Annotated in this window: 13 protein-coding genes; 5 read left to right on the top strand and 8 right to left on the bottom strand. The window is 67.6% G+C overall.

The window, feature by feature from the left end:
* Nucleotides 1-120: 120 nt before the first annotated feature.
* Nucleotides 121-1,107, bottom strand: a complete 987-nt coding sequence (meaB, locus tag ILP92_RS11550; protein WP_198916554.1) for a methylmalonyl Co-A mutase-associated GTPase MeaB — start codon at nt 1,105-1,107, stop codon at nt 121-123.
* 63 nt (nt 1,108-1,170) lie between these two features.
* Between meaB and hrpB the strand changes: the two genes are divergently transcribed.
* The 3 genes from hrpB to ILP92_RS11535 all read left to right on the top strand — a co-directional run bounded on the left by hrpB (nt 1,171) and on the right by ILP92_RS11535 (nt 5,534).
* Complete coding sequence (gene hrpB, locus ILP92_RS11545; RefSeq protein WP_198916553.1) at nt 1,171-3,558, top strand: ATP-dependent helicase HrpB; 2,388 nt, start codon at nt 1,171-1,173, stop codon at nt 3,556-3,558.
* A 12-nt stretch (nt 3,559-3,570) separates the two neighbouring features.
* Complete coding sequence (locus ILP92_RS11540) at nt 3,571-3,783, top strand: hypothetical protein (RefSeq protein ID WP_198916552.1); 213 nt, start codon at nt 3,571-3,573, stop codon at nt 3,781-3,783.
* A 101-nt stretch (nt 3,784-3,884) separates the two neighbouring features.
* A complete protein-coding gene (locus ILP92_RS11535) occupies nt 3,885-5,534 on the top strand; it encodes a BCCT family transporter (protein WP_198916551.1) in 1,650 nt (549 codons plus the stop codon).
* 28 nt (nt 5,535-5,562) lie between these two features.
* Here the strand turns inward: ILP92_RS11535 and argF are convergent, their stop codons facing one another.
* The 3 genes from argF to ILP92_RS11520 form a co-directional block, all read right to left on the bottom strand.
* Nucleotides 5,563-6,468, bottom strand: a complete 906-nt coding sequence (argF, locus tag ILP92_RS11530) for an ornithine carbamoyltransferase (RefSeq protein WP_198916550.1) — start codon at nt 6,466-6,468, stop codon at nt 5,563-5,565.
* A gap of 75 nt (nt 6,469-6,543) precedes the next feature.
* A complete protein-coding gene (locus tag ILP92_RS11525) occupies nt 6,544-7,713 on the bottom strand; it encodes an aspartate aminotransferase family protein (RefSeq protein ID WP_198916549.1) in 1,170 nt (389 codons plus the stop codon).
* 186 nt (nt 7,714-7,899) lie between these two features.
* Complete coding sequence (locus tag ILP92_RS11520; RefSeq protein WP_235971366.1) at nt 7,900-8,706, bottom strand: ABC transporter permease; 807 nt, start codon at nt 8,704-8,706, stop codon at nt 7,900-7,902.
* Between the two features lie 127 nt (nt 8,707-8,833).
* Here ILP92_RS11520 and ILP92_RS11515 point away from each other — a divergent pair, with 127 nt between their 5' ends.
* Nucleotides 8,834-9,406 (top strand): GcrA family cell cycle regulator, encoded by a 573-nt coding sequence (locus tag ILP92_RS11515; protein WP_198916548.1) that lies wholly within the window; start codon nt 8,834-8,836, stop codon nt 9,404-9,406.
* Nucleotides 9,407-9,413: 7 nt separating this feature from the next.
* On the opposite strand, the gene ILP92_RS11510 is transcribed toward ILP92_RS11515, so the two are convergent.
* Both ILP92_RS11510 and ILP92_RS11505 read right to left on the bottom strand, forming a co-directional pair.
* On the bottom strand, nt 9,414-11,975 hold the full coding sequence (locus ILP92_RS11510; RefSeq protein ID WP_198916547.1) for a hybrid sensor histidine kinase/response regulator: 2,562 nt from the start codon (nt 11,973-11,975) through the stop codon (nt 9,414-9,416).
* 29 nt (nt 11,976-12,004) lie between these two features.
* On the bottom strand, nt 12,005-12,529 hold the full coding sequence (locus ILP92_RS11505) for a putative pterin-binding protein (RefSeq protein WP_368667874.1): 525 nt from the start codon (nt 12,527-12,529) through the stop codon (nt 12,005-12,007).
* A gap of 273 nt (nt 12,530-12,802) precedes the next feature.
* Here ILP92_RS11505 and ILP92_RS11500 point away from each other — a divergent pair, with 273 nt between their 5' ends.
* Nucleotides 12,803-13,426: a response regulator transcription factor gene (locus ILP92_RS11500; protein WP_368667873.1), complete on the top strand. Its 624-nt coding sequence runs from the start codon at nt 12,803-12,805 to the stop codon at nt 13,424-13,426.
* Here the strand turns inward: ILP92_RS11500 and gshB are convergent.
* Entirely contained in the window at nt 13,423-14,388 is a 966-nt protein-coding gene (gene gshB, locus ILP92_RS11495) for a glutathione synthase (RefSeq protein WP_198916546.1), read from the bottom strand. The two genes, ILP92_RS11500 and gshB, sit on opposite strands and share 4 nt — an antisense overlap.
* Before the next feature lie 78 nt (nt 14,389-14,466).
* Nucleotides 14,467-14,817 (bottom strand): YraN family protein, encoded by a 351-nt coding sequence (locus ILP92_RS11490; RefSeq protein WP_198916545.1) that lies wholly within the window; start codon nt 14,815-14,817, stop codon nt 14,467-14,469.

The following is a 14,817-nucleotide window of genomic DNA, read 5'->3' as shown; positions in this document are numbered from 1 at the left end:
GGTTCATCCTCGTCTGGTCATGTCCGGGGTCCGGGCCGCGTGATCGGCCTGGCGGACGGAATGGGTTTGAAGCCCGGCCAATAGGCAATCGTGCCGGGCGCGTCAAGCCGCAATGGCGGCTTATTCGCCGGGCGGGAACAGCCGGTCGAGCACCTGTTTCGCCGCCGCCGATGGCGCGACCCCTCCTTCGGCCACTTGCGCGCCCAGATCGTCCATCTGATCGCGCGTGGCCGCATCGCGGGTCAGATGGCGCAGGATGCCCTGGCGCACGGCATCGTTGAACCAGTGGCGGTTCTGCGCGGCGCGGGTGCGGTCCCAATGCCCGGTCTCCTTGCGGTATCGCGCAAGCTCCTGGATTTCGGACCCCGCGGTCTCGATCCCGGTGCCGTCCATGGCCGACACGGTCAGCGCCTTCGGAAAGCCCTCGGGATCGCCGTCGCGTTTGCGCAGCAGCCGCAGCGCGCCCGCGTAATCGGCGCAGGTGCGGTTGGCCTGCGCCTTCAGCTCGCCATCGGCCTTGTTGACCAGGACCAGGTCGGCGATCTCCATGATCCCGCGCTTGACGCCCTGCAACTCGTCGCCCCCCGCGGGCGCCAGCAGCAGGGTGAAGATGTCGGTCATCTGCGCCACGATGGTCTCAGACTGGCCGACCCCCACGGTTTCCACGATCACCACGTCGAAGCCCGCCGCTTCGCACAGCGCGATGACCTCGCGCGTGCGGCGGGCGACGCCGCCCAGCTCGGTCTGGCTGGGGCTGGGGCGGATGAAGGCGTTGGCATCGCGCGACAACTGCTCCATCCGGGTCTTGTCGCCCAGGATCGAGCCGCCCGACCGGGTCGAGCTTGGATCGACGGCCAACACCGCCACGCGCTTGCCCTGCCCGGTCAGCATCAGCCCGAACCGTTCGATGAAGGTGGACTTGCCGACCCCGGGCGTGCCCGACAACCCGATCCGAAGCGCCTGCCGGTCGGGATCCTTAACGGCATCCAGCAGCGCGGTGGCCTGCGCGCGGTGGTCGGCGCGGCCGCTTTCGACCAGCGTGATCGCGCGCGACAGCGCCCGGCGGTCGCCGTCCTTCACCCCTGCAATCAGCGCATCCAGATCCATGGGGCGATGTGGCCCAAGGCGGTCGGGATTGTCCAGCCGTTGCCGCGCCGCTAGACCGGGGCCATGCGCCTGCCCATCGACGACGTTCTGGATGACCTGCGCGCTGCCCTGGCCGCGCGGGGTCGGGCCGTTCTGCAAGCCCCGCCTGGCGCAGGCAAGACGACGCGCGTGCCCCTGGCGCTGCTGGACCGGATCGACGGCCGGATCGTCATGCTCGAGCCGCGCCGCCTGGCCGCGCGGGCCGCCGCCGAACGCATGGCCCAGACCATGGGCGAGCCGGTCGGACAGACCGTCGGCTACCGCATCCGGGGCGAGGCCAAGGTGTCGCAATTCACCCGGATCGAAGTCGTGACCGAGGGCATCCTGACCCGCCGGGTGCAGACCGACCCCGAGCTTCGGGGCATAGGCTGCGTGATCTTCGACGAATTCCACGAACGCTCGCTCAACGCCGATCTGGGCCTCGCGCTGGTCTGGGAGGTGCGCCACGCCCTGCGCGACGATCTGCAGGTCGTGGTCATGTCGGCCACCCTCGACGCGGACCCGGTGGCCGCCCTTCTGGACGCGCCGATCGTCACCAGCGCCGGACGCGCCTTCCCGGTCGACACGCGCTGGCTCGACGCGCCGCGCCCCAAGGGCGAGCGGTTCGAGGTCGGCATGGCGCGGCTGATCGCCGACGCGGTGGCCCAAACCACCGGCGGCGTGCTGTGCTTTCTGCCCGGCGAAGGCGAAATCCGGCGGGTGATGGGAATGCTGGACCTGCCGGGGGTCGAGATCCGCCCGCTCTACGGCGCCCTGCCCTTCGCCCAGCAGCGCGCGGCGATCGCGCCGTCTCCGGGCCGCAAGGTCGTGCTGTCCACCGCCATCGCCGAGACGTCGCTGACCATCGAAGACGTGCGCGTCGTCGTCGATGGCGGTCTGGCGCGGCGGGCGCGGTTCGATCCGGGCAGCGGCATGTCGCGCCTGGTGACCGAGCGGGTCAGCCGCGCCGAAGCCACCCAGCGGGCGGGCCGCGCGGGACGGGTCGCCCCGGGGGTCGCGTTCCGCCTGTGGACCGCGGGCGAGGATGGCGCCCTTGCGGCCTTCGCCCCGCCGGAGATCGAGACGGCGGACCTGGCCCCGCTCGCGCTGGAACTGGCGCTCTGGGGCGTTGACGATCCGGCGGCGCTGCCGTTCCTGACCGCGCCGCCCGAGGGCGCGCTGGCCGAAGCGCGGGCGCTGTTGCAGGGCCTCGGCGCGCTCGACGGCACCCGCATCACCGATCACGGCCGCGCCCTTGCGGGTCTGCCGCTGCATCCGCGCCTGGCCCACATGCTGCAGGTGGCCGGTCCCGGCGCGGCCGAGCTTGCGGCCCTGCTGTCCGAACGCGACATCCTGCGGGATCGCGGCGTGGACCTGTCGCTGCGGCTGCGCGCGCTGCAGACGCCAGAGCGTTTCGGGATCCCCAAGGGCGCGGTGGCGCGCGTCCGGGACGAGGCGAAGCGCCTGCGTCGGGGGGCCGCCGGGTCCCGCGCGGATCTGAGCGCGGCGCAGGCGGCGGCGCTGGCCTATCCCGACCGGATCGCGCTCAGGCGCAAGGGCGACGACCCGCGCTGGCTTCTGTCCGGCGGCAAGGGCGTGAAGATGGACCCGGGCGATGCGCTGGCGGGCGCCCGGCTACTGGTCGTCACCGACACCGACGGGCACCCGCGCGAAGCCAAGGTCCGGCAGGCCATCGCGCTGACCGAGTCCGAGCTGCGCGACATCCACGGCCCGATCATCGCGTGGCACGATGTCTGCGCATGGTCGCGGCGCGAGGCCCGCGTGCTGGCGCGGCGGCAAGAACGGCTGGGCCAGATCGTGCTGGATGACCGGGTCTGGACCGACGCACCCGAAGACGCCATGGCCCGCGCCATGCTCGACGGCATCAGGCAACTGGGGTTCCAGCACAGCCCGGCGACGCGCCGGTTCCTGGCGCGCGTGGCGCTGGCCGGGCTCTTCGACACCGACGACCAGGCCCTGCTCGACAGCGCCGAAGACTGGCTGCTCCCGTACCTAACCGGCCTGCGCAGCGCCGAGGATTGGAAGCGCTTCGACCCCCTGCCCGCCCTGCGCGCACGGCTGGACTGGGACGCGCAACAGCGTCTGGACGCCCAGGCGCCGCCCCACATCCTGTCGCCGCTGGGCCGCAAGCTGGCCATCGATTACGGCGGCGACCAGCCCGAAATCGCCGTGCGCGTGCAAGAGCTCTTCGGCATGACCGAGCATCCCCACGTGGCAGGCCAGCCCCTGCGCCTGTCGCTGCTGTCGCCCGCGGGTCGGCCCGTTCAGGTGACCGATGACTTGCCGGGCTTCTGGGATGGCAGCTATGGCGATGTCAGGAAAGACATGCGCGCGCGCTATCCGCGACACCCCTGGCCCGAGGATCCCCGCGCGGCCGACCCAACCTTGCGCGCCAAGCGGCGCGGCACCTGAAGGAGACACCCGATGAGCCTGCTCGACACCCTGGCCGACGAACTCGCGCAAAAGGCGCTGGCCCTGGCCGAGAAGACCGATGACGAAGAGGTGGTGAAGCGCGTGGGCGAGGTCATCGGCGCGTCCTCGACCACCATGGAGGAAGCGTACCTTACCGCCATCCGGATCCGCCGCGCGGAAGGCCGCGCGCTGGCGCTTTTGAAAGAGCTCGACCCCGACGGCTGACCCCAGGCTCGCCCGAAATTTGAACCATTTCGCGCACCGGGCCGTTGGTTTTCCGTGCGCAGCCTACCCCGCGCCGGTTTTGGATCGCGTGGAGGTGGCCCATGGACAGCAAGATCAAACAGACTTCCCTGGGCCCGATGCCGAAGATCAACCGGCCGGTCTTCGTAAGCTCGGCCCTGCTGATCCTGATCTTCATCCTGTTCGGCGCGCTCTTCAACGAAACCGCCAAGACCTTCTTCACGGGCGCGCAGGACTTCCTGGCGGGCACCTTCGGCTGGCTGCTCATCATCGAGGTGAACCTGCTGCTGCTCTTCGTGATCTTCGTGGCGCTGGGGCCCTTCGGCGACATCCGCCTGGGCAAGATGGACGAAACCCCGGAATACGGGCTGGTCAGCTGGACGGCGATGCTGTTCTCGGCGGGGATCGGGATCGGCCTGATCTACTGGGGCGTGGCCGAGCCCATGTACCACTATTTCGCGCCCCCCATGGGAGAGGCCGAAACGCTGGCCTCGGCGCGCCAGGCCATGTCGATCAGCTTCATGCACTGGGGCTTTCACGCCTGGGCGATCTACGCGGTGATCGCGCTGGCGCTGGCCTATTTCCATTATCGGCAGGGCCTTCCGCTGACCATCCGCTCGTCGCTTTACCCGCTCTTGGGCGACCGTATCTACGGGCGCTGGGGCGACGTGGTGGACACGCTGGCGGTCTTCGGCACCATGTTCGGCATCGTCACCTCGCTTGGGATCGGGGCGATCCAGGTGAATGCGGGGCTGAGCCGCGTGCTGGGTGTCCCCGACAGCGCCTTCGTGCAGGTGCTGATCATCGCGGCAATCACGGCGGCGGCGACGGCATCGGTGCTGGCGGGCCTGGATGGCGGGATCAAGCGGCTGTCGAACCTGAACATCGCGCTGAGCTTCGCGCTGCTGGTCTTCATGGTCGTCGTCGGTCCGACCCTGTTCATCTTCGACAGCTTCGTCGAGAATTACGGCAATTACGTCGTGTCGCTGATCGACCTGGGCACCTGGTCCGAGGGCTGGACCGGCGACACATGGCAGAACAGCTGGACCATCTTCTACTGGGCGTGGTGGGTCAGCTGGGCGCCGTTCGTGGGCGTCTTCATCGCCCGAATCTCACGCGGCCGGACGATCCGCGAATTCCTGGTGGGGATCATGCTGATCCCGAGCTCAATCATGTTCTTCTGGTTCACAGCCTTCGGCGGCACCGCGATCAAGATGTCGCTGGACGGCGAGACGGCCTTGGTCGCGGCGACGCAGGACAACTACGCCGAAACGATGTTCGAGCTGCTGACGTTCTTCCCCTTCTCGTCCGTCACGTCGATCTTCGCCATCGTGCTGATCGTGCTCTGGTTCGTGACCTCGTCGGATTCGGGATCCTTCGTGATCGACATGCTGACGGCGGGCGGCGATCCCGATCCGCCGCGCATCCAGCGCGTGTTCTGGGCCGTGAGCGAAGGCGTGGTGGCTTGCGTGCTGCTGGTGGTGGGCGGGCTGGATGCGTTGCAGGCCGCCGCGGTGATCGCGGGCTTCCCGTTCGCCATCGTCATCGGGGTCGTGGCCGTGGGGCTTTGGCGGGCACTGCGATGGGACGCCCTGATGGTGCATCGCCATCGCCAGCGCTACCGGAGCGACGTCGAGGCCGACCACAACATGCCCGACCAGCCCCACGCCAACGCGCTGGACGACATGGGACAGCATCCGTCGAAATCCGGCGAGACGGCCCCCGCCGAGTAACGATTTTTCGGCGAAAAATCGGCCCCCCTCAGACGCCCAGGCAATGGCGCATGATGGCCTTCTGCGCGTGCAGCCGGTTCTCGGCCTCGTCGAAGATCACAGAATGGGGCCCGTCCATGACCTCGGACGTGGCCTCGTCGTCGCGGTGGGCGGGCAAGCAATGCATGAACAGCGCGTCGGGCTTGGCCTTCGACATCAACTCGGCATTGACCTGGTAGCCGCGCAGCTGGTTGTGCCGCCGCTCGCGCGCCGATTGCGGATCGTGCATGCTGACCCAGGTGTCGGTGACGACCAGGTCCGCGCCTTCGACGGCTTTCCGCGGATCGCGCTCGGTGGTGTAGAGCCCGTCCCAGGCGCGTTCGGGATCCAGCGGCTCGGGGCCGGTGAAGGTCAGGTCGAAGTCGAATTGCTTGGCCGCGTGGGCGAAGCTGGCGAAGACGTTGTTGCCGTCGCCCGACCAGACCACCTTGCGGCCCGCGATGGGGCCGCGATGTTCCTCGAACGTCATCACGTCGGCCATGATCTGGCAGGGATGCGTCCGGTTCGTCAGCCCGTTGATGACCGGCACCGAGGCGTGTTCGGCCATCTCCAGCAGCGTCGCCTCTTCGAAGGTGCGGATCATGATCAGGTCCACGTAGCGCGACATGACGCGGGCGGTGTCGGCGATGGTCTCGCCGTGGCCCAGCTGCATGTCGGCGCCCGACAGCACCATCGTCTGGCCGCCCATCTGGCGCACGCCCACGTCGAAGCTGACCCGCGTGCGGGTCGACGGCTTCTCGAAGATCAGCGCGACCATGTGGTTGGCCAGCGGCTGGTCCGCGTCGGGCTGGCCCTTGGGGTGGCCGTCGCGGCCCTGCTTCATGGCCCTTGCGTGGTCGATGATCGACCGTAGCTGGGTCTTGTCGGTTTTGTGGATGTCGAGGAAATGCGGCATGGGGAAGGATCCTTGGCAAGCGGTGCGGGGGGCCGGCCCCCCGCGCCCCCCGAGGTATTTTCGGAAAGATGAAGATCAGGCCACGCGCGACGCGGCGGCGGCATCGAGCCGCTCCAGGCCCGCATCCATGTCGTCGTCGGTCAGGGTCAGGGGCGGCAGCAGGCGCACCACGTTGTCGGCGGCGGGCACCGTCAGCAGGTGCTGGGCATAGCCCGCCTGCACGAAGTCGGCGGCGGGAATGCGGCATTTCAGGCCCAGCATCAGGCCGGTCCCGCGCACGTGGTCGAAGATGTCGGGGTGGTCGGCGACCAGGCTTTCCAGCCCCTGGCGCAGGCGCGCGGCCTTGCGGTTCACCTCGGGCAGGAAATCGGGGGCGGTCATGACCTCCATCACCTTCGTGCCCACCGCGCAGGCCAGCGGGTTGCCGCCATAGGTCGAGCCATGCGAGCCCGCAATCATGGCGGCGGCCGCGTCTTCGGTGGCCAGCACGGCGCCCAGGGGAAATCCGCCGCCGATGCCCTTGGCCACCATCATGATGTCGGGTGTGATCCCCGGCCATTCGTGGGCGAAAAGCTTTCCGGTGCGCCCCATGCCGCATTGCACTTCGTCCAGGATCAGCAGGATGCCGTGCCGATCGCACAGGTCCCGCAACCCCCTCAGGCAATGGTCCGGCATCGGACGGATGCCGCCTTCGCCCTGCACCGGCTCGACCAGTACCGCGGCGACGCTGTCGTCCAGCGTGGCGTGAAGCGCGTCATGGTCGCCCCAGCGCAGATGGGTGAAGCCCGGCAGCAGCGGGCCGAAGCCCTTGGTCATCTTCTCGGACCCCGCGGCCGCGATGCCCGCGGACGAGCGGCCGTGAAAGCTGCCCTCGAAGGCCACGATCTGGGTGCGGGGCGTATCCCTTCCGGACCAGTACTTGCGGGCCATCTTGACGGCCAGCTCGCAGCTTTCGGTCCCCGAATTGGTGAAGAAGACGGTGTCCGCGAAGGTGTGGTCCACCAGCAGATCGGCCAGGCGCTGCTGCTGGGGAACCTGGTAGAGGTTCGAGACGTGCCAGAGCTTGCTGGCCTGCTCGGTCAGGGCCGCGACCAGCGCCGGATGGGCGTGGCCCAACGCGTTCACCGCGATGCCCGCGCCGAAATCGAGATAGCGCGCACCGTCTTGGGCGGTCAGCCACGCGCCGTCGCCATGGGTGAACGCCATGGGCGCGCGGTTGTAGGTGGGCAGGATCGAGGGGATCATGGAAAGCGTCCTTCACGACGAAACGCGAAGCCCGAGAGATGCCAAAGGGCATGGGGGCTGTCAATCTTGGGGATGGCGCGCGCAAACGCGCCGCTGGCGGTATGGCCTAGCGGCGTCGTCGAAGTTGTTTCTGTGGCGCGATGCTCATTCCCGACGCTTTAGCGGCCTTCTGCCCCTGCGTAGAGCCTAGGATTTCAGGCGGTAGCCCTTGCTGAACCAGTAGAGCGCCAGCGCGCACAAAGCAGCCGTCACGCCCGCGACCACCGCAAGCCCCAGCCACGGCGACGCGTCCGACACGCCCAGGGTACCGTAGCGCGCCCCGTCGATCAGGTAGAAGAACGGATCGAAATGGGCGGCCGTGGTCAGTGCGGAGGGCAGCGCCTCGATCGAGTAGAAGGTGCCCGACAGGAAGCTGAGCGGCGTGATGATGAAATTCGTGATGGCCGACATCTGGTCGAACTTGTTGGCCACGATGCCCGCCAGGATGCCCAGCGCGCCCATCATCAGCCCCCCCAGAAGCACGAAGGCCAGGAAGAACAGCGGATGGGCCATGCCGGTGCCCAGCACCGTCACCATGACCGCGCCGATCACCACCGCGACCAGTGCCCCGCGCGCGATCCCGCCGGCAAGATAGCCCAGAAGCAGTTCGGCCGGGGACAGCGGCGGCATCAGCGTGTCGACGATGTTGCCCTGCACCTTGGCGGCCAGCAGCGACGACGACGTGTTGGCGAAGCTGTTCTGGATCACCGTCATCATCAGGATGCCCGGCGCGATGAACTCGACGTAGCTGACCCCCATGATGTCGCCGCGGGCGGGTCCGATGGCGATGGCGAAGACCGCCAGCAAAAGCCCCGCGTTGATCAGCGGGCCCATGATCGTCTGTGACCAGATCGCCATGAAACGGCGGCATTCCCGCTCGGCCAGGGTGAAAAGTCCCGTCGTGTTCCACGCGCCGAAGCGCCGGACGCCCATTTCCGTGCTGTCTTGTGCCATATTGGTCCCGTTCCCTTGCAGCGTCGCTTGTAACTGGCGCGCTGGTGCTTAGAATAGGATGGAACACGAAATCTCAAGGCGGGGCTGCTTTCAGGCGCCTCGCCTTCGCAATTCACGGGGATCGCGCATGTCCTGGACCGACGAACGGGTGGAAACGCTGAAACGGATGTGGACCGAAGGCCAGTCCGCAAGCCAGATCGCCAAGGAACTCGGCGGTGTCACCCGCAACGCGGTGATCGGCAAGGTGCATCGTTTGGGCCTGTCGAACCGCGCGGGCTCAGCGACCGAGAAGGTGGCCGCCGAAGAAGCGAAGGTGGCCGATGTTCCGCCCGCCCCGAAATCCGAGCCGGAGCCCGACACGTCCGTGCCGGAAGTGGAAGAGCCCTCGACCCAGTCCGCAAGTCCGCCCGCTTCGAACCGGCGCGCCATCATCCCGGCGGGCCAGCCCCTGCCGCCGCAGCCTTCGGCCAACGAGATCAGCCCCGAGGCGTTGGAAAACGTGCGCAAGGTCGAGAAGACGGCCAAGAAGATCAGCCTGATGGAATTGACCGAGCGGACCTGCAAGTGGCCCGTCGGCGACCCGGCGACCGAGAATTTCTGGTTCTGCGGTCTGAACGTCCAGCCCGGAAAGCCTTATTGCGAGGCCCATGTGAGCGTCGCCTTCCAGCCCATGTCGTCGCGGCGCGACCGCAAGCGCTGATCCGCGATCAGGCCGCGGGACGGGCGATCTGCTCGATCGCGTCCACCAGCGCGGCCCGGCTTTCGGCCCAGAGCTCCGGCAACGACTCGCGCGGCGTTTGCGCGGCGTCGCCGGACTGCTTTGCCTGACGCTCGATTTCCGACAGCCTGGCCGATAGGCGTGCCAGGCCCATGGCCGCGGCGCTCGACGCGATCTTGTGCGTGATCTCGCGCGTCGCATCCAACGGCAACTCCGGATCCCCGAGTGTCGCGACGGCGGCGTCCGTCTCGGCCAGGAATTTCTGGCACAGATCGCGCAGCAGCGCCGGATTGCTCAGGCGCCGAAGTTGGTTCAACCGGTCGGGGTCGAGCAACGGCGCATCCTGACCCGCCAATTCGACCGGCGGGGCCATCCCCGCCACGCAGGCCCGCAGCCTTTCGCGGTCGACGGGCTTTGACAGCGTCTCGCTCATCCCCGCGGCGCGGAACTCGGCCTGCTCGGACGGCAAGGCATGGGCGGTCACCGCGACGATGGGCGTGTCCGCCGAGCCGCCCCCCGACCCGCGGATCAGGCGCGCCGCCGTTATCCCGTCCATGCCCGGCATCGAGATGTCCATGAAGATGCCGTCGAAGCGCGTGGCGCGCGCGCGTTCAAGCCCCTCCTGCCCCGAGCGGGCGACGGTGACGGTGTGCCCGTCGCGGCGCAGGAATTCCGACAGGATCATCGCGTTCACTTGGTTGTCTTCGACCACCAGCAGATCCAGCGGCACCGTCGGCGCCGACGGGGCCTTCCGCGACGGGCGGGTGTCGCTTCTGACAGGGAGCGTCGCGGGGATTTCCAGCGGCAGGCGCAGCCAGAAGACGCTGCCGGTCTCGCGCGCGGGGTCCAGCCCGACATCCCCGCCCATCAGCCGCGCCAGCCGCCGCGCGATGCCCAGTCCCAGGCCCGTCCCGCCCACCTGGCGCGCGTAGGACGAATCGATCCGCGCGAAATCCATGAACACGTTTTCCCGCTGGTCCGGCACGATGCCGACGCCAGTGTCGCAGACGCGGATCTCCAGCATGGGCGTCACACCCGACAGACGCTCGACCTCGATATCGATGCTGCCGTCGCGTGTGAACTTGATGGCGTTACCCACGAGGTTCAGCAGGATCTGGCGCAGCCGTCGTGGGTCGCTGACCATGTGCATCACCGGCGGCCCGATGAACCGCCAGCCCAGGCTGTCGTGCTGCGCTTCTGCCAGCGCGCGGGTGCTCGCGACGATCCCGTTGAGCAATTGCGCCAGGTCGACCTCGGTCGATTCCAGGCGGATTTCACCCGCCTCGAATTCGGTCAGCTCCAGGATGTCGTTGACCAGGCTCAGAAGATGGTCGCCCGAGCCCCGCATGGTCTTGACCAGCGATCGCTGGCCCGTGTCCAGCGGTGTGTCCTCGAGCAATTGCACGGTGCCCAGAAGACCGTTCAGCGGCGTTCGCATCTCGTGGCTCATGACCGCCAGGAACTGCGCCTTGGTCCGCTCGCCCGCAAGCGCCTGGTCGCGGGCCTGGGTCAGATCAGCCTCGGCCTGGCGCCGCTCGGAAACATCGCGCAGGAAGATCACCGTCATGCGCCCGGCCTTCGAATGGACCTGGTCGATCGACAATTCGGCCGGGAACATCCTGCCCTCCGCATCACGTGCCGAAACCGCAAGCGGCCCGCCGGATTCGTCGGTGGCAGCCGCCAGGAACGTGCCGGGATCGATGCTGGGCGCGTCCGTCTGCACCGGATCGAAGACGGTGTCGATGAAGGGCTGACCGGTCAGACCGGGACCATCATCCCCCTGAAACATCCGCGCGGCGGTGTTGTTGTAATCGCGGATGACGCCATCGCTGTCGCACACGAAAATCGCGTCGAACGCCGTGTCGACCACCGTGCGCATCTGCTGTTCGGCGCGCGACACCGCGTCGGCGCGGGCGCGGCTGAGTTGCCACAAGCGCATCAGGATGAACGCCAGGACCGAGATCCCGAGCAGCATCGCCAGGACCAGCACCGCCATGTTCAACAGCATCTCGCGCAGGGCCTCGCGCCGGGTGTCGGCGATCGCCGACAGACGCTGCGCACCGCGGGTCGAGACCGCGCGCGCGGTCTCGGCGAAGCGCTCCATCCGCTCCGACAGCATCGGCAGGGCCGCGCGCAACGCGTCCCCCGGCCCGTCGATCAGCGGCACCAGGGCGCGAACTTCGGCTTCCAGCGTGGCCAGGTCCGTCATCGGATCGAGCGCGATGAAGTCCTCGCCGTTCATGTGGCGACGGCGAAACATCTCGACCCGGCTGTAAAGGATATCGAACCTCAGTCGCAGATCCTCGAGGTCTTCCATCTCGCCGGCCTCCAGCGCCTCGATCGCCAGCTGGAAACGCATGGTATCGACGTCGAGCTGCGCGATCGAGTACTGGGTGTTGTCGCTATAGGCCAGGGTCAGCCCATCGACCTGCCGCAACGCGATCGAGGCAAGCCCCCCCACCAGCAGGATCACCGCCAGCAGCCCGACACTGAGCAGCACCAGCGGCATCCGCGGGGCCGAGGCCGGTGCGCTTTGGGTGTTCAGTGCCATATCTGCGCCCCTTCTTCAGCCGCCCCGGCTCAGGACCCGAAATCTATCGCCGCAAGCTGCCAGACCGAGCGCGCGAAGATCGATTCGGTCTGCATTTCCGGGGACAGATCGTAGGGATAGACGATCCAGAGCGGCCCCATCTCGCGCACCGACATGGGCTTGCCGTTGCGCTCGAAGGCAAGGATCGCGCGGCCTTCGCCCCAATCCTCGTCCGGGATCTCGATGACGTAATCGTTGATCGCGATGGCCTTCAGCGAAACCGCGTCCGTCCCGACCCGTTCGGCGATCGCGTGCAGCGGAACACCGGTGAAGGTCTGAAGGCCCGAGGTCCACACAGTTTCCGTCTCGTAGGTCACGGTCCCCAGGTCGCGCAGCATCGGCGTGTCGAAGACCGCTTCATCGCCCACATTCGTGACCGCCAAATCGCCCCGCACCGTCAGCAGCGGCGTCTCGGTCGGGGCAGGCAGCGGCGGGGGATCGTCGTCCGCGTGGGCAACCGAGCCGACGGTGAGCAGCAGCGCCACGGCGCAGATCAGGGAACGGATCATGGTCACAGGCAAAAGCTCCCGTTCGGCTTGGCAGGATGCAGAAGATACGGCCTTCAGTGTGGGCGATTCCGCGACGCTACGTCAATGCAGCCCCGACCCGAATACCCCGCGGCCTGGACCTGCACCCACGCGGTGTCCTTAACGGTGCTAGCCGGGTTTTCTTTACAAATCGCTCACAAAAAGCGCAGATGGTCACGGTGCGGCGCTGGGTCCAGCAAGCGTCAGTTGGTCCGCGCAGGCGGTCCGATTGCAGTTCCGCACAGCAAGGATCGAGTGTGGATGATGCATATTCTAATTGCCGATGATCACGAGCTTCTGCGCGACATGTTCGTGCTCTATCTGGGACGTGATCCCGAAACGCGCATCTCCACCGCCGCAAGTTTCGACGCGGCCCGCGCGCTGGTGGCCCATGCGACCCGCCCGAAATTCGATCTCGTGCTGCTCGATGTATTCATGCCGGGCATGGATGGATTGCGCGGGCTGGGCGCGATGCTGCAGATGGAAAACGCCTTGCGCGTCGCGCTGATGTCCGGCCAGGGCACACGCGACATGGCCGAACAGGCCCTGGCGCTCGGCGCGGTCGGCTTCGTGCCCAAAAGCCTGTCGGCCGAGGCTTTCGAAGATGCCGTGCGTCGCATGGTCGGCGGCGAGGTCGTGGCGGAACTTGCCGATCTGCCCTGCGACACACAGATCGGCGGGGTGCGGGACAGCTTCGGCTTGTCCCCGCGCGAGATGCAGGTCCTTGGCCTGCTGACCCAGGGCCGGACCAACAAGGAAATCGCGCTTGCCCTCGATATCCGCGAGCCCACGGTGAAGCTGCACGTGAAAACGGTGTATCGCAAGATGGGCGCGTCGAACCGGACCCACGCGGCCATGATGGCCAAGGAAACCGGACTTTTCTAGGCGCGCGGCGCGTGATCGTCCTCGGCCACGCGACGTTCGATCGCCTCCCAGATCTGCGCCGCGATGTTCACGTCGTCGAACCGCTCGAGTTCCTGGATGCCGGTGGGCGAGGTCACGTTGATCTCGGTCAGGTATGGCCCGATCACGTCGATCCCCACGAAAACCTGGCCGCGCTCGCGCAGAAGCGGACCGATGGCGTCGCAGATCTCGCGGTCGCGGTCGGTCAGATCGACCTTTTCCGGACGGCCCCCCACATGCATGTTCGACCGTGTCTTGCCCTCGGCGGGGACACGATTGATAGCGCCCACGGGATGGCCGTCGATCAGGATGACGCGCTTGTCCCCCGCCGAGACGTCCGGCAGGAATTTCTGCGCGATCAGCGGCTCCGAATTCATGGCCGAAAACATCTCGTGCAGCGAATCCAGGTTGCCGTCGTCGGTGCGCAGGCGGAACACGCCGGCGCCGCCCGCCCCGTACAGCGGCTTGACGACGATATCGCCATGCTCGGCCTTGAAGGCGTGCAACGTGGCGAGATCCCGCGCGATCAGCGTGGGCGGAATCAGGTCCGGGAATTGCAGCACCAGCAGCTTTTCGGGGAAGTTGCGCACCCAGAAGGGATCGTTGACCACCATGGCGTGCGGGCTGAGCAGACCCAGAAGATGGGTCGTCGTGATATAACCCATGTCGAAGGGCGGATCCTGGCGCAGCCAGACGACGTCCATCTCCGACAGGTCCAGGTCGCGCGCATCGCCCAGCGTGAAATGGTCGCCACGCTCGCGGCGCACGGTCAGATCGTGGGCGTGGGCGATCACCCGCCCCTTCTGCCACGACAGCTTGTCGGGCGTGTAATAGAACAGCCGATGACCCCTGACCTGGGCTTCTTCGGCAATCCGAAAGGTGCTGTCGGCATCGATATCAATCGGCGCGATCGGGTCCATCTGGATCGCGATTTTCAAGCTCATCGGGGGTCGCCTTTCGCTGCTGACTTGCGCCGACTACATGGGGCAGCCAGCGGGTCAGGGCAATGGCCGACGATGCGCTCACATGAAAGCGTTGGTCAGGACATCGATCCGCCCGGTCCCGTCGACAAGCGCCACGTCGAACCGCGCATCGGTGCGCGCGCCAAGCGGCTCGCCCCCCAGGAACTCCGCCGCAGCCGTCATCAGACGCCGGATCTGGCGGGGCGATACCCGCTCGGCCGCGCGCGCGTGGGAGCTGGCGCGCTTCACTTCGATGAAGACGACCGTGTCGCCATCGCGGCAGATCAGATCGATTTCGCCCGCGCGCCCGCGCCAGCGGCGCCGGTCGATCCGGTGGCCCGAGCGTTCGTAGTGGCGCGCGACCTGATCTTCGGCGGCAAGCCCCGACGCATAGCTGACAGCACCCGACAT

This window comes from Palleronia pontilimi (assembly GCF_016412875.1).
Taxonomy (GTDB): domain Bacteria; phylum Pseudomonadota; class Alphaproteobacteria; order Rhodobacterales; family Rhodobacteraceae; genus Palleronia; species Palleronia pontilimi.
This window is presented reverse-complemented; position numbering and strand designations above follow the sequence as displayed.